Raw genomic sequence first — 17707 nt, 5'->3', positions numbered from 1 at the left:
TGTCGGCAGGCTCCTCGTGTATGGCTGTTATGGGCTACGCCCTTGCTGAGGGAGGCGCAATGCTCCGACGTGTCGAGCCCCTTGCCCGCCGGCTCCACACCAAGCATCATGACGTCCTTGTCTTCGAGGAAAGGGTAGAACAAGCCCATCGCATTCGAGCCTCCGCCAACCGCTGCGACCAGCAGGTTTGGCAAGCGACCCTCTTGTTCCAGAATCTGCGCGCGGGCCTCCTTGCCGATAACCGATTGAAGCGTCCTGACCATTTCGGGATAGGGATGCGGACCGGCGACCGTTCCGATGAGGTAATAGGTATCGTCGATATTGGTCACCCAATCGCGAAGGGCCTCGTTCATGGCATCCTTGAGTGTGCCGTTGCCGGAGGTAACAGGTCTGACTTCGGCCCCGAGCAGACGCATCCGGAAAACATTGGGAGCCTGACGTTCGATGTCCTTCGCGCCCATGTAGATGACGCATTGCAGGCCAAAGCGCGCCGCGACAGTCGCTGTGGCGACACCGTGCTGGCCAGCGCCGGTCTCGGCGATGATCCTGCGTTTTCCCATTCTTTGGGCAATGAGAATCTGTCCGATGCAATTGTTGATCTTGTGCGAGCCGGTATGGTTGAGCTCGTCGCGCTTGAGGTAAATCTTGGCGCCGCCCAAGCGCTTTGTGATGCGTTCGGCGAAATAAAGCGGGCTCGGTCGACCGACATAGGTTCGCGACAGGTCGTCATAACCTTGCCAGAATTCCTCATCCATCTTGGCGCGGCCCCACTCGTCATTCAGGTCAAGAAGCAGCGGCATCAAGGTTTCTGCAACGAATCGACCCCCGAATTTCCCAAAGAACCCTTGAGCATCGGGAAGCGGCTGGATTGAACGATCAAGCATGTGACGGTTTCCTTTTGGAGCGTTACGGTCGCGGCCATCATTTGGATGAGCGGAAGGCGAAACTGTCGCAAGGTCTGTTAGCGCCTGGGTGACCTCGACCGATCATCGTTTGATCCAGCGTCTCCCTGCCCTCGTAACAAGGGTTCATGACGGGAGAAAAGAATGACTATACATTTGAAGATTTCGAGATATGCAATTGCGCTGGCTTTTGCTGCGCTTGCAGTGCCCCCGGCTTTCGCGCGGGCAGAGCCAGCCGTGGCTCGCGTCGACAACAGCCATTATCGCGGGACGTGGCTGGAAATCGGTAGGCGGCCGATGTGGCTGACAGATGGATGCGTCGCCGGCTATACAACGTATCGGCCCGGTCCGCGCGCCGGACAGATCATGGTCGAAGACGGCTGTCGCGAGGGTACCCCGACCGGAAAATTGAAGACCGTCAAAGGCAAGGGCGAGCTTCTGGATGTCGGGACGACTCGCGCCAAGCTGAGGGTGCGCTATCCCTTGCTCGTCACCTTCGATTACTGGGTACTTTATGAGGCGCCTGACCGTGATTGGTTCATCAGCGCCGACCCCGAGATGACGAACCTCTGGATCTATTCGCGTCGCGTTCCGTCCAAACACAAGCTGTCCGTGATGGTGAAGAAGGCAAAGTCCCTGGGATATGACGTGAGAAAGCTCGAGTTTCCAGCGCAATAGCGCTGGTGGGCCACCGGTCGAGAATGCCCGACAAGGAGGTCTTGAAGATCATGGCTGAAACGCGCCCTGCCCAGTTGAGGATACTGGTGTTGTTCCTGCTTGTGGTCATTGGCGTGGGCATTGGCATCGGTTTGGCGATACAGCCAGGCACATGGTACGCCGCCCTGCGCAAACCGTCCTTCAATCCGCCCAATTGGATTTTCGGACCCGCCTGGACAGCGCTTTACGTCCTCATCGCTATTGCCGGATGGCGGACCTGGCGCCTTGAAGGGCATTCCAGCCGGTCAATGCGGTTCTGGACGATCCAGATGTTGCTGAACTGGATCTGGACCCCGCTCTTCTTTGGCGCCCATCAGATGATGGCTGGCCTGGTCGTCATCGTTGTCCTGCTTCTTGCCATCTTGCTGTTCATTGTCACGACCCGCGATACCGTCGCTCGGCTGTGTTTCGTACCCTATGCGCTTTGGGTGGGCTTTGCCTCGCTGCTGAATGCTTCGCTGCTGTGGCTCAATGTCTGATTCCATACTTTGCTCGCGGTAGAACCGGGCGATTGCGACGCAACACGCCATAACCCCGGCAGTCCGAACTCCCGGATAAGGCATGCGACGCCAGCGATCCGAATGATTGAGAGTCGCGTAATATGGTCATGACAGTAATGAAATCACTGAACCCTGGTTATCGCGCGCTCATTTTCGGCGCATCCGGTGGCATTGGTGGGGCAATTCTTGCCTGCCTAGAATCTGATCCGTATTGCGTGGCCGCTATACCCGTTTCTCGCCGAGGTGAGCACGGCGTGGACATCACGGACGAGGAGATGATTTCCGTTGCGGCAGTTCAACTGGCGCGACAATTCGGCCATTTCGATCTCATTTTCAACGCCACTGGCGCACTGACGATCGATACGTTTGGTCCCGAAAAGTCCATTAGGGCGATCGACCCCTCCGCGATGGCCAGACAGTTTGCGGTCAACGCCATCGGTCCCGCGCTGCTGCTCAAGCACTTTTCGCCTCTTTTGCCCAAGGACAGGCACAGTATATTCGCTTCACTGTCGGCAAGAGTGGGCTCAATCGGAGACAACAGGCTTGGCGGCTGGGTGTCCTACCGGGCGTCAAAGGCGGCCCAAAACCAGGTCGTGAAAACTGCGGCGATAGAGCTCGGCCGTAGCCATCCGCTGGCAGTTGTGGTCGCGCTGCACCCGGGAAGTGTGCAAACTCCTCTGTCGGAGCCTTTTGCCAAGGGGCACGATAGAATGACCCCGGAGCAATCGGCTTCGTTGATGCTTCGCACCTTGGACAACTTGTCGCCCACGGAGTCAGGCGGATTTTTCGCCTACGATGGATCGCGAATCGAATGGTGAGGTGCCCTCGCGAGCACCTCTCTTCACCCCCTGGCAAGCATCATGAACCGGGCTTGTTGAGGGGCATCACTCTCGAAAAGTCCTGTGAAATTGATGGTGATGGTGACAGTACCCTGCTTGCGAACACCGCGCATCACCATGCACATATGTTCGGCCTCGATCATGATCGCGACACCGCGAGGGCGGACTATCTCGTCCAGCGAACGGGCGATTTGCGCCGTCAGAGCCTCCTGTGTCTGTAGCCGGCTTGCGTAGATATCGACGAGGCGAGCAATCTTCGACAAACCGAGTACGGGGCCTGAAGGCAGGTACGCCACATGAGCCTTGCCAAAAAATGGCACCATGTGGTGTTCGCAATGTGAGAAGAACGGAATGTCCTTCACTAGAACGAGATCGTTGTAACCGGCGGCCTCCTCGAACGTGCGCGACAGAATGTCCTCCGGCATCTGCTCGTAGCCGGCGAAGAGCTCACCATACGCTTTGGCCACGCGAGCAGGCGTGTCACGTAGTCCTTCTCGTTGGGGATCTTCGCCGACCCATTTCAGCAGCGTGCGGACCGCTTCCTCCGCTTCAAGCTTAGTGGGGCGGCCCGCGTGCTTCAGATCACTCTCGCTGACAGCATATGCATCCATATCGACCGACTCCTTTTCCAACGCGCTGGTACGGGGAGAATTGAGGAACGGATCAGAGAATTCCTGACCCGATGATCCAACTGCGATAGTTTGCGTAAAGGGTGGCATGACATGTGCTATGCCCCTTTCCAACAGCTCAGATAAGCGATCGGAACCCCGCGATCCGAGATGGCGTCCACGCGTTTCGCACGGAGGAACTAGCAGCGTGACAGGAGGCCAGCCTGGACTTGACCACGATGCAATCAATGCCTTGATGGCGCGCGTTTCGGTGCATCGCGATATTGATGCGTTCGAGGCTCTCTACCGGCATTTTACCCCGAAAGTGCGCTCGTACATGCGGAAGGTGACGAAGGACGCGGCGTGGGCCGACGAACTCGCCCAAGAGGCGCTGGCCATGGTTTGGAGGAAGGCTGGCCAATTCGACCCTGTTCGTGGCCAGGCATCGACATGGATCTTCACCATCGCGCGCAACTTGCGGATCGACGCATTGCGGCGCGGACCGCGACCAGATTTCGACGAGGACGATCCGACGCTTGCTCCGGCGGGTATCGAGCCTGCGGATGTTGGATACCAACGCGCTCAGGAAGCAGAACAAGTCCGAAACGCAATCGACGGATTGAACGCCGATCAGATGCAAGTGCTGAAGATGTCTTACTTCGAGGACATGACGCATGCCGCGATCGCGACGGCATTGAACATTCCGCTCGGCACAGTCAAATCAAGGATAAGAATGGCATGCGAAAAGCTGCGAGTGTCCCTCGGAGGCATGATATGACAATCACCCATCACCTCGATGACGAGATGTTGCTGAACTATTCGGCAGGCACACTTTCGGAAGGCTGGAGCATTGGCGTGGCCACCCACCTTTCGATGTGTTCGGCTTGTCGCAATCGATTAGCGGGGTACGACAGCGTTGGTGGCCAGTTGCTCGAAAGTGAGGCCGCCGATCCAACGACTGATGATGGCTGGACTGCGATCAAGAATAGAATCCAGGCAGGAGAGATTGCGAACGTTGTACCGATCCGTCGAGGATCTACCGATCCCTTGCTCCCATACCCCCTCTCTTCATATATCGAGAAAGCTGGTGGGTTAAGGTGGCGGGGTTTGGGACGTGGACCCTCGCAGATGATCATCCCGACAAGTGATCGGACAACGACGGTAAGGATGCTAAAAGTACCCGCAGGCCAGCCCGTGCCTGAGCACAGCCATGGCGGAACTGAGTTCACGCTAGTCCTCGACGGCAGTTTTTCTGATGAAATCTCTACATTTCGCCGGGGTGATGTGGAGCTTGCCGACGGCAGCATCATGCATACGCCGACCGCTCACCCTGGGAAAGACTGTATATGTCTCGCGGTGACCGACGCGCCGCTCAGGTTCAAGAGCCGAATTCTTCGTATTTTGCAGCCGATATTCGGGATTTGAGAGGAAGCTCAAGGAAAAGGAGCGACGAACGCAACCGTTCTACGCATGTGAAGTCGTCAACTATGAGCCATCATGCTCCTCATCGTGTCTATAACGACCGACGTATCATATGGCTTAGAAAAAAACTTACCGTCGACAGGAAGCGATTCGTCACTCAATCGTCGATGCCCGGAAGTAATGACAATTTTGATCGGTGGCCATCTATCCCGCACGGCTTCGGCAAGCTTCGAACCGTCCATGCTTCTATGCATGTCAATATCGGTAAACATCAACCGGATATCGGGATGTGTGTTGAGGATATGGATCGCCTCATCCGCATCAGACGCTTCTCAAACCTGAAATCCCTCGTCTTCGAGGGCCAGCGCCATGTCCATACGCATGAGCAGTATCAAAGCGCAGAAGCGAGGCACAATCGTGCCATCACAGCCGTCTGCATTTACGGCTTAGCGCCCGCGGCGTCCTCTTTGCCATTGTCGGCTGCTTTTTTGTTTATGCCGCATTCACTGTCAATCCTGACCAGGCTGGCAGCGTTTCAGACGCGCTCAATTGGATTCGCGGCCTACCCTTTGGAGGAGTCCTCTATTTGATAGCAGCTGTCGGGCTGGCGTCTTTCGGCGCGTATAACTTGATCCAGGCTCGCTACCGCGTCGTCCGTGAGCCCGAGCTGCCGACGGATCAAACAGTTAATGACAGTCTTCGCGGCGCTCGAATGATCCAGGAATAGAGAGAATGGGATGAGGTTCTACCAGAAAGATTAAGCGGCGCGAGGCGTGATAACCGCTTAGTCTGAACTCGACGAGGCCCCATTGAGCTTTCCAGTCTTCGGAGCGGTCAGCGACGATCGTTCGACAAGCGAACAGACCATTTTGTAAGGGGTGTGGCGGGAGCCGATCGTCGCCGAATGTTTTCCAAGTTGCTGAACAACCCAGGCACCCATGGCACGATGAGGAAGCTCCAAAGTGGTCAGTTGGGGTCTAAGATGACGTGCGAGCTCGTCGTCGTCAAAGCCGACAACCGACATGTCGCGCGGAATGACGAGGCCTGCTTCTGCGAGAGCAATGAAGCACCCCATTGCCATCTTATCGTTTTGACAAAATATTGCCGTGGGTCGTTCGCTGAGCGAAAGGAGTCTCTGCGCTGCTTGAAATCCGGACGTGGGAGACCAGTTCCCGTCAACGACGAGACTGTCTTTGTAGGCGATACCAGCCTCGGCAAGGGCTTTCCGATAACCTATAAGCCGATCCTGTGCTGCTTCCATAAAGAGCTCGCCGGTGATGGTCGCGATGCGGCGGTGCCCCAATTTGATAAGAGATCTTGTTGCGGTTCTACCGCCGATGACCTCGTCGGGAACGACAGATGGATAGCGATTTTCTCGGGTGTAGCAATTGAGCAAAACAAGAGGGACGGGAAGGTCTTCGAACACTCGTGCAAGCGACACACGTCGGGTGAATATCGACATGTAGACGATACCCTGAGCGCCGGCGCGCAACAGCCGCTCCACTGCTCGTACCTCATGCTCTTCCCTGGCTTGGGTTTGCGCCACAAGGATCGTGATATCATTTTCCCAAGATTCGTGCCGCGCGCCCTCGATGGCATTAACGGCTTCTGGCGTCGTGGCGAGCTGGTCGACGATAAAGCCTATGCAGCCTCCCTTGAGCTCATCCAATGCCGCATGCCGGATGACGCTACCGACGCCGTAGCCGAGCCCTCGTGCGACCTTTATCACCCGTGTCCGCAATTCCGGGGAAATCTTAACGTCAGACACTCCATTCAGAACGACCGAGACGGTTGCCTGCGAGCAGCCTGCTGCTTTGGCCACGTCCATCATCGTTACGCGTTTGCTTGGCTTGCGTGTGCTCATGCTGGGCTCCTACCCACTCCATACGCCAACTGATAAAATTCTTCCATTGACTAATATTTATTAGCTACCGTATTGTGCTCGCACCTGAGGAGGTATTTCCCATGACTGCGAGCACGATTGATTACAATATATCTACCCAGGTCAAACAGCTCGCCGATGACGGCATCATCGGTCTGAAGGGGGCATTTACACCCCAATGGGCCGATTCCATGCGGGAAGATATGATGTCCGCCTTTTGGTCGGCCATTCAACGACCGGGTGGCGCTGTGGGCCGCGGCCCGCGCCGCTGGTATGTCGAAATCCATCCCGAGAACTTCGGAGGGTTTGTCGATCTCGTGACCCATCCCTGGGTCGTGGACGTCTGTGACAATGTCCTTGGCCCAGACTACCAGATCGTTGAAATCGGTTTTGACGTGCCGTTTCAGGGAGCGAAATATCAACCCTGGCATCGCGACTTCCCCTCCCCGGTCGATACGTATCGAGATCGAAAGATCACGTCGCTGGCATTCAATCTCACAGGAGTGGATGTAACAGAGGACATGGGCCCGTTCGAAGTCGCGCCCGGCACGCAATATGATGACGGGCGCGATTGGAAGCATGAGATGTTTCCAGACAAGTCCGTTTGGGGCCAGTTCCAGGAGCGGGCAACGCGGAAATATCCGAGCCGCGGTGACGTTTCTTGCCGTTCGGCCCTGACAGTTCATCGCGGTACTGAACACCTGTCCCCTATTGCGAGGCCCGTCATGGTGCTTGGCGTCGATGCCCCTGGCGCCGGCCATGCTGCGCTGCATGACATGATGGTCACCCAGGACTGGCATGCAGCGCTACCGCAAAGCGTCAAGAAGCATTTGATTTGCCGTGTGGTCGACGAGCTCGTGCCGGTCACTCAGAAGCATGACATCGAGGGGCTTGTCATGGGTGCTGACCCCTTGTGATCAGTTCGCGGTGGACCTTCCCTAAGCGTAGTTTCGGGTTGGAAGCCGGCCGGGACTTCCATGGCGCCTCTCGAGGCCTTGCAAAGGGAGTTGCCCACCCCTGTGATGTTTCAAGTCTTCACTCGAGTGTTGGGACAGCACACTCGATTTAGAACTTGCCATTGTCTTGATGGGAATCGAACCTCCGTCCCCGTCATTCCATTGCCGCTCAAAGCGCCTTTTCGAGTTCCGGCAGGGCCTCGAAGAGGTCGGCCACCAGGCCGTAATCGGCGACCTGGAAGATCGGCGCTTCCTCGTCCTTGTTGATCGCGACGATGACCTTGGAGTCCTTCATGCCGGCGAGGTGCTGGATGGCGCCCGAGATGCCGGCTGCGATGTAGAGATCCGGAGCAACCACCTTGCCGGTCTGGCCGACCTGCCAGTCGTTCGGCGCGTAGCCGGCATCGACCGCGGCGCGAGAAGCACCGACGGCGGCACCGAGCTTGTCGGCGACGGGAAGGATGAATTCCTTGAACTTCTCGGCCGAACCGAGTGCGCGGCCGCCCGAGATGATGATCTTGGCCGACGTCAGTTCCGGACGATCCGACGACGACAGCGCATCGCCAACATGGGACGAAACGCCCGGATTGGCCTCGGCGGCGATCGTCTGGACAGCGGCGGAACCACCTTCCCCGGCGGATGCGAAGCTTGCGGTCCGAACGGTGATGACCTTCTTGGCTTCGGTCGACTGTACGGTCTGGATGGCGTTGCCGGCATAGATCGGACGCTTGAAGGTGTCGGCGGACACGACGTCGGTGATCTCGGAGATCTGCGGCACGTCGAGCAGGGCTGCGACGCGCGGGAAGACGTTCTTGCCTGATGTGGTCGCAGCCGTGATGATCGTGTCATAGCCCGCAGCCATGGCAACGATCAGGGCAGCCAGCGGCTCGGCCAGGAAATGGCCGTATTCGTCGCTTTCGGCGAGCAGGACCTTGGACACGCCGGTGAGCTTGGCGGCCTGATCGGCAACAGCCTTGACGCCCTTGCCTGCGACCAGCACGTGAACGTCACCACCGATCTGGCTGGCGGCGGTCAGTGCCTTGTTGGTCTGGTCCGAGAGATGAGCGTTGTCGTGATCGGCAACAAGAAGAATAGTCATTGTTATTGTTCCTTTCCTATCGCTTCTCAGATGATGCCGGCGGACTTGAGCTTTTCAACCAGCTCGCCGACCGACTTGACCTTGACACCGGACTTGCGGCCCGAGGGCTCCTCTGTCTTGACGACCTTGAGGCGCGGCGTGACATCGACGCCGTAGTCGGCAGGCGTCTTCTTGTCGAGCGGCTTCTTCTTCGCCTTCATGATGTTGGGCAGCGAGGCGTAGCGCGGCTCGTTGAGGCGGAGATCCGAGGTGACAACTGCCGGCAGCTTGATGTTGATCGTCTGCAGACCGCCATCGACTTCACGGGTGATGTTGGCATTGTCGCCATTGATCTCGACCTTGGAGGCGAATGTCGCCTGGGCCCAGCCGAGCAGTGCGGACAGCATCTGGCCGGTCTGGTTGGAATCGTCGTCGATCGCCTGCTTGCCGACGATGACGAGGCCGGGCTGTTCGGCTTCGGCAACGCCCTTGACGATCTTGGCCACCGCTAGCGGTTCGACCAGTTCGTCGGTCTCGACCAGGATCGCGCGATCGGCGCCCATGGCAAGCGCGGTACGCAACGTCTCTTCGGCTTTCGCCGGACCGACGGACACGACCACCACTTCCTCGGCCTTGCCCGCTTCCTTCAAGCGCAGCGCTTCCTCAACGGAGATTTCGTCGAACGGATTCATCGACATCTTCACATTGGCAAGCTCGACGCCCGAACCATCGGGCTTCACGCGGATCTTGACGTTGTAGTCAACGACCCGCTTCACGGTCACGAGAATCTTCATGGAGGTCCTTCCCTCAGGATTTGACTAACAAACGGACTTGAACCGTTCGATGCAGACGTCGAGCACTTCGTTGGGATCGCACTTCCACCAGTTGTTGGAGGAGAATATCTCGACTTCGCAATAACCGCGATAACCGGCGCCCTCGACGGCTTCACGGATATGCTTGAGATCGGCGACGCCGTCTCCCATCATGCCGCGATCGAGCAGGACGTCGGTTGTGTCGGCCAGCCAGTCGCAGAGATGGTAGCCCGCGATGCGATGGCCGCCCAGGCGCCGTAGCTGCTCGGAAAGGCCAAGGTCCCACCAGACGTGGTAGACATCAACCGCCACCGTTACCGCGGGATGGCCGATCGCCTCGACCATGTCGACCGCATCACGGGTCGTGACGAGGCAGGACCGATTGCCGCCATAGACGGGATTGAGCGGTTCGAGCGCCAGCGTCAAACCGCCCGCCGCAGCGCGAGGCGCCGCCTCCGCTACAAGTTCGGCGACCAACTTCAAGCTCTCCCGCATCGAATGGCTGCCTGCGACGACACCCCCAACGCAAATGGTCAGGCATGCGGCACCAAGTTCCGCCGCCATATCGATCGACGCGTGGAAGTCATCGACCACGGCGCTTCGTGGCTTCGGCGCCAAGGGGCCGACCAGGAATGGTGCACGGCAGAGGCCGCAGACCTCCAGCCCAGCGGCCCGCGTGCGTTCGCCGACCTTATGCGCGCGGCTACCTATCTCGCGCCGCCAGAAAGCGATGGCACCATAGCCTCGGTCTGCACAGGCGTCGATGACCTGTTCGGGCGACCAGCCTGCGCCTTGCCCGTCGACATTGTGGCCGAGTGTCGCCGTGTTGAGCGCCAGCGCGGAATGATCGGCGGAGAAGTCGCGCATGTCAGGCTCCGTAGAGTGCCAGCAACTGGCGCATCCGGCGAATGGCAAGATCGCCATCGCGCAACAATCCGCATTGGTCGGCGAGCGTGAAGACCTCGGTGAAGTAGCTCAGCGACCGCATCGCCTGGGCGCCGTTGAGCATGATGAAATGGTTCTGGAAGCCGTTGAGCCAGGCGAGGAACACGACGCCGGTTTTATAATACTGTGTCGGCGCGCGAAAAATCAGCCGGGCGAGCGGCACGGTCGGATCGAGCGTCGCGCGGAAGCCGGCCGTATCGCCCGCCGCAAGCTGCGACATGGCAAAGGCGGCGGCAGGCGCCAGCGGATCGAAGATGCCGAGCAGCGCGTGCGAATAGCCTCGTGCGTCACCCTCGATCAGTTCCGGGTAATTGAAATCGTCACCCGTATACATCTTGACGTCACCAGGCAGGCGGCGGCGCATCTCGATTTCCTTGTCCTTGTCCAGAAGGGAGATCTTGATGCCGTCGACCTTGGCAACATTCTGGTTGATCACGGCAAGGCAGGTCTCGAGTTGTGCAGCGAAATCACTCGAGCCCCAATAGCCGGCGAGCGCCGGATCGAACATGTCGCCAAGCCAGTGGAGGATCACCGGCTCATCGCACTGCGCCAGCGCATCGCGATAGACAGAAATGTAGTCATTAGGGCTTTTAGCAACCTGCACGAGAGCACGGCTCGCCATCAGAATGATCCGACCGTTGACGGATTGAATCGCTTCGATCTGTTCGGCGTAGGCGCGACCTACATCTTCGAGCGACCGGGCATCCCTCGCCGCCAGATGATCGGTTCCGGCGCCATTGAATACCAGTGCATCTGGGATCTCTGACTTCGTTTCGCGGATAAGTTCGAGCGCGCCGTTCCAATCAAGCCCCATGCCCCTCTGGGCGGTATCCATGGCTTCGGCGATGCCAAGACCCAACCCGTGCAGGTAGCGGCGGAAGGCCATCGTCGTATCCCAGTCGATCGCAGCGCGGCCAGAGGGATCATTCGCCGTGAAGGGATCGGCCGTCACATGGGCAGCCGAGAAGACGACGCGATTGAAATTGCGGGAGAACGACCGTGTCTCGATTGGTGTGCCGGAGAGCTGATAGGCTTCAAGGCGGCCGTCGTGGCCGGGTAGCTGGATATCCATGTTACTGATCCTCAGAACCGCGAAATGAGCATGCCGCCATCGGCGGATATGACCTGTCCGGTGACGTAGGGAATGCCGCCGGAGGCGAGCGTTGCCACCATGCGGCCGATATCGTCGGGCTGGCCGAGCCGGGGAATCACGGTCAGCCCTTCATCCTCGATTCGTTTCGCATAGACATCCTTGACGCCCCTGGTCATGTCGGTCTCGATCAGGCCAGGCTGGACATCGAAGACAACGATGTTCTCGGCGCCGAGCCGGACCGCGAAGGCGCGCGAAATCATCGCGGCGGCGGCCTTGGAGGCACAGTATTCGGAACGCGCGATGGATACAGCGTTTGCATTAGAAGAGGTGACGTTTACGATCGTATAGTTGAGGTTCTGATCACGGGGGCCGCCGAGCACCCGCCGGGCGAAGGCCTGCGTCATGAAAAAATGCGCCTTAGCGTTGACGGCCATGCAGCGGTCGTAGCTTTCCTCCGTCACGTCGAGCATGTCGCCGCGCGAAAGAACAGACACACCGGCATTGTTTACAAGCGTTGTCAGCGGTCCGGTAACGCTTTCGGCGCGATCGAGAATAGCCTGGTGGCCCGGGAGATCGCTGACATCGGCGGCGATGCGGACGACCTCGACCCCCTTGGCCCGGACGGCCGTCTCGGCCGCCTGCAATTCGTCACCATCGGAATGGCCGTTCAAGGCGATATTGAACCCGCGCTCTGCGAGATTAAGCGCAATAGCGAGGCCGATGCCCCTGCTGGAACCCGTGACCAGTGCCGCCTGCCCGGTCATCCCCGTGCTCCATGCTTGACAAGTTCGCGGGCGATGATCATCCGCTGCACCTGATTGGTGCCTTCGTAGATCTGGGTGATCTTGGCGTCGCGATAAAGCCGTTCGACTTCGAAGCCCCTGATATATCCGCTGCCGCCGAACACCTGCACCGCATCGGCGGTGCGCGCTACCGCCATGTCGCCGGCGAAGCACTTGGCCATCGAGCAGGCCTTCGTGGCATTTTCTCCGCGATCGATCTTTTCCGCCGCGCTGTGGACTAGCAGGCGGGCCGCCTCGACATCCTTGGCGATATCGGCGAGCAGCCATTGTACGCCCTGGAAATCGGAAATCTTCTGCCCGAACTGCTTGCGCTGCTGGGCATATTCGAGCGCCGCTTCGAGGCCCGCCTGGCCGATGCCGACCGCGAGCGAGGCGATACCGACGCGGCCTTTGTCCAGTGCGCCCATCATAATATGGAAGCCGCGTCCTTCCTCGCCAAGCAAGCTCTCCGGCCCCATCACGACATTGTCGAAATGCAGCGCGCCGACCTGGCTGGCACGCTGGCCCATCTTGTGTTCCTTCGGACCGCGTTCGACGCCCTTGGCATTGAGATCGACGATGAAGATCGACATGCCACGATGGCCGGCCTCTTTGTCTGTCTTGGCAAGCACGAAGCCGATATCGGCAACGGGCGCATTATGAATCCAGATCTTGGAGCCGTTGAGAACCCATCCCTCGCCATCCCGGCGCGCGGTGGTGCGAATGCCGGAGACATCGCTCCCCGCCTCAGCCTCGGTCAGGCAATAAGCGACCCGGACCTTGGCGGTCATTGCCGGCCTCAGCCATTGCCCCTGCTGCTCCGGCGATCCATGGCGCACGAGCAACGTCGTGATCAGTTCAAGCAGACCGCACTGGTCGGCCACCGAGGCGTAACCGCGTGACAATTCCTCCATAACAAGCGCGTAAGCGAGCGTGTCGAAACCCGGACCGCCCATGGCTTCCGGCACGCCGATGCCGAACAGGCCAAGCTCTCCCATCTGGTCGTAGATCTCGGCGGGGAACCGCTCTTCCCGATCCAGCGCCTCGGCCACAGGACGGACGACGTCATCGGCGAACTGCCGCGCCATGTCGCGCACCTGAATGTGCTCCTCCGATAGAGACATTTCTCACTCCTGATTGTAACTATATAGTTACTTATTAACAGCGAAAAATTGGATCGTCAAGCGGCTGAGCCTTCATGATTTCCTGGAGACATCAGCGTTCAATCGTGAGACACGAATCTCTGGAAGCCAGGCATTTTTCGCTTGCCAGATATCAAAACAGGGCTAACATAAATAACTAACTGGTTACATCTTAATTGGAGGATCTGATGAAGGTTTCAGACAGACGGAAATTCGGCCGAACGAATCTCGAAGTGACAACGTTCGCATTCGGCACGGCGCCTATCGGCAACATTTTCAAGCCGATCGACGAGCAGGTTTCCGATGGCATGATTCAGTCGGCCTGGGATGCCGGCATCCGCTATTATGACACGGCGCCGATGTATGGCCACGGCCTCTCCGAGCTACGCAGCGGTCATTCGCTGCGCTGGAAGGAGCGCGACGACTTCGTCCTGTCTTCCAAGGTCGGGCGTATTTTGAAGCCCAAGCGGCGGTCCGACATCGACTTTGCGCCGTGGAACAATGCCGCGCCGAACGAGATGGTGTTCGACTATTCCTATGACGGTACTATGCGCTCGTTCGAGGATTCATTGCAGCGACTGGCGCTCGAACGGATGGATATCTGCTTCATACACGATATCGACGTCTTCACACGCGGCGCCGACCAGCCCGAGGTGTTCAAGACAGCGATGGATGGCTGCTGGAAGGCGCTATCGAAGCTTCGCGACGAAAAGCTGGTGACCGCCATCGGCGTCGGGGTCAACGAGTGGGAAGTATGTCAGGCCGCACTGGAACAGCGCGACTTCGACTGCTTCCTGCTGGCCGGGCGCTACACGCTGCTGGAGCAGGATTCGCTCGATACGTTCCTGCCGCTTTGCGAGAAGCGCAACGCGGCCGTGGTGGTCGGCGGTGGATTCAATTCGGGAATCCTGGCGACGGGCGCCGTGCCGGGCGCGAAATACAACTACGCCCCGGCGCCGGATGACATCATGCGGCGCGTGAGCAGGATCGAAGCCGTCTGCAAGCGCTACAACGTGCCTCTGCCGGCGGCGGCGATGCAGTTCGTCGTCGCCCATCCCGCGATCCCGTCCTTCATCGCCGGCACCCGCACGGTCGAACAACTCGAAAAGAACATCGAGTGGTTCAACCATGCTATTCCGGTGGAATTCTGGGCCGACTTGAAGTCGGAAGGCCTGTTGCGCGAGGATGCGCCGGTGCCGATCGCTTAGGTACCGGTCAGATTTCCATATCGACAACAATCACACCGTCGGGACCGCCGACGGTGTGGGCTACTATCCGCGCTCCGGCAGCCTGATGGGCCGCATCAACAAGGTAGGCGTCGCGGACCGCAGTATTCTCGAAATCAAACCAGAATGCATCCTTGAACCCACAGATCAGGTCATATTCGACCGAGACATTGGGTCCTGCCTGAAAATGACGGATGCCCTGGATATGGCCGCGCAGGGCATCGAGATCGCCGTAGATCGACGCCTTGGTTTCTTCGCTGACATCGTCCCTGAAGCGTAGCAATACGAAATGCCGGATCATGATTGTCCTCCCAGATTGTTGCATGTGATAGAGATTTTGGATCGCGTCAACGCCCGGTGAAGGTTGGCTTGCGCTTTTCGTGGAATGCCGCAACGCCCTCGCGGAGGTCGGCAGTCTGCGCTGCCGCCAGGCCGGCGATGGCCTCGATCGGCCGCTCGCGCTCTTCGCCCTCAGCTGCATTGATCAGCATCTTGCAGAGTTCAGTGGCGACCGGCGCCCTGCCAATCACGCGCTCGGCTAGCGTCTTGGCCTTGGCCATGCCTTGCCCGGCCGGGGTGACATAATCGGCAATGCCGTACTTCAGAGCATCGGCCGGCTCGAGCATCTCACCGAAAAGTACGAGACGGCGGACGATCTGGCTGCCGAAGCGGCGCACGGTGCGCTGGGTGCCGGACCACCCGGGAATAACGCCGAGGCCGGATTCGGGCAGGCCGATCTTGATGTGCTCCTCGGCAATGCGGATATCGGCGCAGGCCGCCAACTCCAACCCACCGCCAAGCGCATGGCCATTCAGGACCGCTATCACTGGCTGGCGCAGGCGAGCCAGCGCATCGAAGGCCTGATGGCCGTTCCGCAGCCAGTGGCCGCTGAAACTCACAGGCTCAAGCTCGCTCCAGGCGTCGATATCGCCGCCTGATGAAAAGGCCTTGCCGCCCTCTCCCGTCAGGATCACCACGCGCACCGATTCATCGCGCTCAATTGTCCGGCAGGCCGATGCGAGTTCCTCGATCAGGCTTTCGTTCAGGGCATTAAGCTTGTTAGGGCGGCGGATAGTAATCGTCGCCACGCTATTTTCGGTCTCGACGGTCAGGTGAGCTTGCGTTTCCATCTCGTCACCCGATCGCCAGGCCGAATTTTTCGGGCCGGAACAATGCCGTATCCATGAGCTTGGCATTCTCGGCGATCTTAAGCGGTGCCGCCGATTGTGCGATGATGTCGCGCTCCACTTCGATGCCCGGCGCGATTTCCGTCACCAGCAAGCCCTGCGGCGTGAGCTTCAGCACGCAGCGCTCGGTGACATAGGTTATGTCCTGCCCCTGGGCGACCGCGCGCCTGCCGGAGAAGGACACGTGATCGACCTCTTCGACGATCTTGATGACCTTGCCTTCCTTCTCGATCCTGAGCTTCCCATTCTCGATGGCGAACTTCGCACCGGCATTGAAATAGCCGCAGAAGACGATCCTCTTCGCACGCGTCGTGATGTCGACAAAGCCGCCGGCACCGGCGGTCACGTGGGGGCGTGCAGCGAGCTTCGACACATTGACCGAGCCATCGGCGCCGATCTGCAGGAAGGAGAGCAGCGAGGCGTCAAAGCCGCCTGCCTGGAAATAGGTGAACTGATGCGGCGAGGCGACAAAAGCTTCCGCATTCGATGAGCAGCCGAACTTGAAATCAAGCAGCGGAATGCCGCCGACCGCGCCCTGCTCGATCACCCAGGTCACATCACCGTGCCTACCTTCCTCGAGGAAGATGCGCGGCACATTGGCCGAGATGCCGAAGCCGAGATTGACGGCCCAGCCGGGCTTCAGTTCCATCGCCGCGCGCCGCGCCATCGCCTTGGCGGCGTCGAATGGCGGGATGCGGAACGTATCGAGCGGCCGGAACAATTCGCCTGATATGGCAGGGTCATAGACCGTGGCCGTGGTCTGCAACTGATCCTCGGCTTCCACGATATGGTCGATGAGGATGCCCGGCACGCGCACGTCATGCGGCTTGAGCGACCCCGCCTGGGCGATACGCTTGACCTGAGCGATGACGATGCCGCCACAATTATGCGCGGCGAGCGCCACCTCCATCGCGCCGAGATAGGCGCCTTCGTGCTCGAATGTCAGGTTGCCGCGCTCATCGGCCGTAGAGGCGCGGATGATGCCGACGGTCGGCTTGATCGCGGGGAAATAGAGATATTCCTCGCCGTCGAATTCCACCTTCCTGACCACGGGCTTGGCCGTCGCGGCTTCATTCATCGCGCAGCCTTCGCGTGCCGGGTCGGCGAATGTATCGAGCCCAACCTTGGTCAGCACGCCGGGCCGGTGCGCCGCAGCCTCTCGCAGCATATCGAATATGATGCCGCTTGGAATGTTGTAGGCCGCAATCTCGTTGCGGCCCAGCATCTGCCAGATCAGCGGCGGCTCGGAGGAAGATGGGCCCGAGGGATAGGATCCGCCAATGATGGTCGAGATCAACCCGGATTGCGCGAGATGATCGACTCCCTTTGTACCGAACATATCGCCGGCCGCGATTGGATGGATCGTGGTGAGCCTGCGCGGCGCGCCATCAGCGCGAAACCGCTCGCCGATCGCTGCAAGCACAGCATCCGGGCAGCAGAGGCCACTCGAGGAATTCACGGCGACGACAGCGTCATCGGGAATTTCCGCCGCAGCCTGCACCGCAGTTCTTATTTTGGACATCTCACTCCCCGGCTTCGCGAATTCAACTTGCTATTAAGTAACTAGGTGGTTATAAAATAGCTCATAAGCATTTCGCGATCAAGCGGTTTTCTGC

The 17707-nt window shown here is 59.1% G+C and carries 19 protein-coding genes and 2 pseudogenes; 8 read left to right on the top strand and 13 right to left on the bottom strand.

The window, feature by feature from the left end:
* Positions 1 to 17 precede the first annotated feature (17 nt).
* A pseudogene (trpB, locus tag IHQ71_RS31695) lies at positions 18 to 884 on the bottom strand (tryptophan synthase subunit beta); the annotation flags it as partial.
* Between the two features lie 162 nt (positions 885 to 1046).
* Between trpB and IHQ71_RS31690 the strand changes: the two are divergent.
* The 3 genes from IHQ71_RS31690 to IHQ71_RS31680 all read left to right on the top strand — a co-directional run bounded on the left by IHQ71_RS31690 (position 1047) and on the right by IHQ71_RS31680 (position 2937).
* Complete coding sequence (locus IHQ71_RS31690) at positions 1047 to 1580, top strand: lipocalin family protein (RefSeq protein WP_258163518.1); 534 nt, start codon at positions 1047 to 1049, stop codon at positions 1578 to 1580.
* A 50-nt stretch (positions 1581 to 1630) separates the two neighbouring features.
* Complete coding sequence (locus tag IHQ71_RS31685) at positions 1631 to 2098, top strand: TspO/MBR family protein (protein WP_258163517.1); 468 nt, start codon at positions 1631 to 1633, stop codon at positions 2096 to 2098.
* A gap of 137 nt (positions 2099 to 2235) precedes the next feature.
* A complete protein-coding gene (locus IHQ71_RS31680) occupies positions 2236 to 2937 on the top strand; it encodes an SDR family oxidoreductase (RefSeq protein WP_258163694.1) in 702 nt (233 codons plus the stop codon).
* A 23-nt stretch (positions 2938 to 2960) separates the two neighbouring features.
* Here the strand turns inward: IHQ71_RS31680 and folE are convergent, their stop codons facing one another.
* A complete protein-coding gene (gene folE / locus IHQ71_RS31675; RefSeq protein ID WP_258163516.1) occupies positions 2961 to 3569 on the bottom strand; it encodes a GTP cyclohydrolase I FolE in 609 nt (202 codons plus the stop codon).
* A gap of 205 nt (positions 3570 to 3774) precedes the next feature.
* Here folE and IHQ71_RS31670 point away from each other — a divergent pair, with 205 nt between their 5' ends.
* Both IHQ71_RS31670 and IHQ71_RS31665 read left to right on the top strand, forming a co-directional pair.
* Positions 3775 to 4344, top strand: coding sequence for a sigma-70 family RNA polymerase sigma factor (locus IHQ71_RS31670; protein WP_258163515.1), 570 nt, complete (start codon positions 3775 to 3777; stop codon positions 4342 to 4344).
* On the top strand, positions 4341 to 4991 hold the full coding sequence (locus tag IHQ71_RS31665) for a ChrR family anti-sigma-E factor (protein WP_258163514.1): 651 nt from the start codon (positions 4341 to 4343) through the stop codon (positions 4989 to 4991). Before IHQ71_RS31670 ends, IHQ71_RS31665 begins: the two co-directional genes overlap by 4 nt.
* Before the next feature lie 56 nt (positions 4992 to 5047).
* Here the strand turns inward: IHQ71_RS31665 and IHQ71_RS31660 are convergent, their stop codons facing one another.
* Entirely contained in the window at positions 5048 to 5260 is a 213-nt protein-coding gene (locus IHQ71_RS31660; protein ID WP_308737994.1) for a hypothetical protein, read from the bottom strand.
* 150 nt (positions 5261 to 5410) lie between these two features.
* Between IHQ71_RS31660 and IHQ71_RS31655 the strand changes: the two are divergent.
* Positions 5411 to 5715 (top strand): annotated as a pseudogene (locus IHQ71_RS31655) (DUF1206 domain-containing protein); the annotation flags it as partial.
* 57 nt (positions 5716 to 5772) lie between these two features.
* Here IHQ71_RS31655 and IHQ71_RS31650 read toward each other — a convergent pair.
* Positions 5773 to 6852 (bottom strand): LacI family DNA-binding transcriptional regulator, encoded by a 1080-nt coding sequence (locus IHQ71_RS31650; RefSeq protein ID WP_258163513.1) that lies wholly within the window; start codon positions 6850 to 6852, stop codon positions 5773 to 5775.
* A 101-nt stretch (positions 6853 to 6953) separates the two neighbouring features.
* Between IHQ71_RS31650 and IHQ71_RS31645 the strand changes: the two genes are divergently transcribed.
* On the top strand, positions 6954 to 7787 hold the full coding sequence (locus IHQ71_RS31645; RefSeq protein WP_258163512.1) for a phytanoyl-CoA dioxygenase family protein: 834 nt from the start codon (positions 6954 to 6956) through the stop codon (positions 7785 to 7787).
* Between the two features lie 208 nt (positions 7788 to 7995).
* Here the strand turns inward: IHQ71_RS31645 and IHQ71_RS31640 are convergent, their stop codons facing one another.
* From IHQ71_RS31640 to IHQ71_RS31615, 6 genes are read right to left on the bottom strand one after another with little or no spacing between them, the layout of a single operon-like run.
* Entirely contained in the window at positions 7996 to 8925 is a 930-nt protein-coding gene (locus IHQ71_RS31640; protein ID WP_258163511.1) for an electron transfer flavoprotein subunit alpha/FixB family protein, read from the bottom strand.
* Positions 8926 to 8951: 26 nt separating this feature from the next.
* Positions 8952 to 9698 carry an electron transfer flavoprotein subunit beta/FixA family protein gene (locus IHQ71_RS31635; protein ID WP_258163510.1) on the bottom strand — a complete coding sequence of 249 codons (747 nt, stop codon included), beginning with the start codon at positions 9696 to 9698 and terminating at the stop codon, positions 8952 to 8954.
* A gap of 24 nt (positions 9699 to 9722) precedes the next feature.
* The gene (locus IHQ71_RS31630) at positions 9723 to 10583 is read right to left on the bottom strand and encodes a sugar phosphate isomerase/epimerase (protein WP_258163509.1); all 861 of its coding nucleotides are present in this window, start codon (positions 10581 to 10583) and stop codon (positions 9723 to 9725) included.
* Between the two features lies 1 nt (position 10584).
* Positions 10585 to 11733: a dihydrodipicolinate synthase family protein gene (locus IHQ71_RS31625; protein WP_258163508.1), complete on the bottom strand. Its 1149-nt coding sequence runs from the start codon at positions 11731 to 11733 to the stop codon at positions 10585 to 10587.
* Between the two features lie 11 nt (positions 11734 to 11744).
* Complete coding sequence (locus IHQ71_RS31620) at positions 11745 to 12518, bottom strand: 3-ketoacyl-ACP reductase (RefSeq protein ID WP_258163507.1); 774 nt, start codon at positions 12516 to 12518, stop codon at positions 11745 to 11747.
* The gene (locus tag IHQ71_RS31615; protein WP_258163506.1) at positions 12515 to 13660 is read right to left on the bottom strand and encodes an acyl-CoA dehydrogenase family protein; all 1146 of its coding nucleotides are present in this window, start codon (positions 13658 to 13660) and stop codon (positions 12515 to 12517) included. The genes IHQ71_RS31620 and IHQ71_RS31615 overlap by 4 nt, the downstream gene beginning before the upstream one ends.
* A gap of 206 nt (positions 13661 to 13866) precedes the next feature.
* On the opposite strand from IHQ71_RS31615, the gene IHQ71_RS31610 reads away from it, so the two are divergent.
* Positions 13867 to 14886: an aldo/keto reductase gene (locus IHQ71_RS31610; RefSeq protein WP_258163505.1), complete on the top strand. Its 1020-nt coding sequence runs from the start codon at positions 13867 to 13869 to the stop codon at positions 14884 to 14886.
* A gap of 7 nt (positions 14887 to 14893) precedes the next feature.
* Here the strand turns inward: IHQ71_RS31610 and IHQ71_RS31605 are convergent, their stop codons facing one another.
* From IHQ71_RS31605 to IHQ71_RS31595, 3 genes are read right to left on the bottom strand one after another with little or no spacing between them, the layout of a single operon-like run.
* The gene (locus IHQ71_RS31605) at positions 14894 to 15205 is read right to left on the bottom strand and encodes a Dabb family protein (RefSeq protein ID WP_258163504.1); all 312 of its coding nucleotides are present in this window, start codon (positions 15203 to 15205) and stop codon (positions 14894 to 14896) included.
* Positions 15206 to 15251: 46 nt separating this feature from the next.
* Positions 15252 to 16034: an enoyl-CoA hydratase/isomerase family protein gene (locus tag IHQ71_RS31600; protein WP_258163503.1), complete on the bottom strand. Its 783-nt coding sequence runs from the start codon at positions 16032 to 16034 to the stop codon at positions 15252 to 15254.
* Between the two features lie 4 nt (positions 16035 to 16038).
* Entirely contained in the window at positions 16039 to 17613 is a 1575-nt protein-coding gene (locus tag IHQ71_RS31595) for an acyl CoA:acetate/3-ketoacid CoA transferase (RefSeq protein ID WP_258163502.1), read from the bottom strand.
* Positions 17614 to 17707: the final 94 nt, after the last annotated feature.

Origin of the sequence: Rhizobium sp. TH2 (assembly GCF_024707525.1) — a bacterium.
Taxonomy (GTDB): Bacteria; Pseudomonadota; Alphaproteobacteria; order Rhizobiales; family Rhizobiaceae; genus Rhizobium_E.
The sequence above is the reverse complement of the archived record's forward strand: the minus strand, read 5'-3'. Positions and strand labels throughout refer to the sequence as shown.